The organism is Streptomyces toxytricini (assembly GCF_014649915.1).
Classification (GTDB): domain Bacteria; phylum Actinomycetota; class Actinomycetes; order Streptomycetales; family Streptomycetaceae; genus Streptomyces; species Streptomyces toxytricini.
This window is the reverse complement of the sequence record NZ_BMTY01000046.1, coordinates 1-1,542: the sequence shown is the minus strand read 5'-3', so window position 1 is coordinate 1,542 and position 1,542 is coordinate 1. Positions and strand designations below refer to the sequence as shown.

Annotated in this window: 1 rRNA gene; it reads right to left on the bottom strand. The window is 56.5% G+C overall.

Features of this window, described 5'->3' with window-relative positions:
- Positions 1-40 precede the first annotated feature (40 nt).
- A 23S ribosomal RNA gene (locus tag IE170_RS32255) occupies positions 41-1,542 on the bottom strand; the annotation flags it as partial.

Below are 1,542 nucleotides of genomic sequence, written 5' to 3'. Positions count from 1 at the left end.
GTTCGTTGCTTCAGAACTAACACAGTGGACGCGAGCAACTGAGGACAAGCCCTCGGCCTATTAGTACCAGTCAGCTCCACCCGTTACCGGGCTTCCACATCTGGCCTATCAACCCAGTCGTCTACTGGGAGCCTTACCCTCTCAAGGAGGTGGGAATACTCATCTTGAAGCAGGCTTCCCGCTTAGATGCTTTCAGCGGTTATCCCTCCCGAACGTAGCCAACCAGCCATGCCCTTGGCAGGACAACTGGCACACCAGAGGTTCGTCCGTCCCGGTCCTCTCGTACTAGGGACAGCCCTTCTCAATATTCCTACGCGCACAGCGGATAGGGACCGAACTGTCTCACGACGTTCTAAACCCAGCTCGCGTACCGCTTTAATGGGCGAACAGCCCAACCCTTGGGACCGACTCCAGCCCCAGGATGCGACGAGCCGACATCGAGGTGCCAAACCATCCCGTCGATATGGACTCTTGGGGAAGATCAGCCTGTTATCCCCGGGGTACCTTTTATCCGTTGAGCGACGGCGCTTCCACAAGCCACCGCCGGATCACTAGTCCCGACTTTCGTCCCTGCTCGACCCGTCGGTCTCACAGTCAAGCTCCCTTGTGCACTTACACTCAACACCTGATTGCCAACCAGGCTGAGGGAACCTTTGGGCGCCTCCGTTACCCTTTGGGAGGCAACCGCCCCAGTTAAACTACCCATCAGACACTGTCCCTGATCCGGATCACGGACCGAGGTTAGACATCCAGCACGACCAGAGTGGTATTTCAACGACGACTCCACAACCACTGGCGTGGCCGCTTCACAGTCTCCCACCTATCCTACACAAGCCGAACCGAACACCAATATCAAACTGTAGTAAAGGTCCCGGGGTCTTTCCGTCCTGCTGCGCGAAACGAGCATCTTTACTCGTAGTGCAATTTCACCGGGCCTATGGTTGAGACAGTCGAGAAGTCGTTACGCCATTCGTGCAGGTCGGAACTTACCCGACAAGGAATTTCGCTACCTTAGGATGGTTATAGTTACCACCGCCGTTTACTGGCGCTTAAGTTCTCAGCTTCGCCCCACCGAAATGGAGCTAACCGGTCCCCTTAACGTTCCAGCACCGGGCAGGCGTCAGTCCGTATACATCGCCTTACGGCTTCGCACGGACCTGTGTTTTTAGTAAACAGTCGCTTCTCGCTGGTCTCTGCGGCCACCCCCAGCTCAAGGTGCAAGACCTATCACCAGGAATGGCCCCCCTTCTCCCGAAGTTACGGGGGCATTTTGCCGAGTTCCTTAACCATAGTTCACCCGAACGCCTCGGTATTCTCTACCTGACCACCTGAGTCGGTTTAGGGTACGGGCCGCCATGAAACTCGCTAGAGGCTTTTCTCGACAGCATAGGATCATCCACTTCGCCACAATCGGCTCGGCATCAGGTCTCAACCTTGTATGAGGGACGGATTTGCCTACCCCTCGGCCTACACCCTTACCCCGGGACAACCACCGCCCGGGCTGGACTACCTTCCTGCGTCACCCCATCGCTTACCTACTAC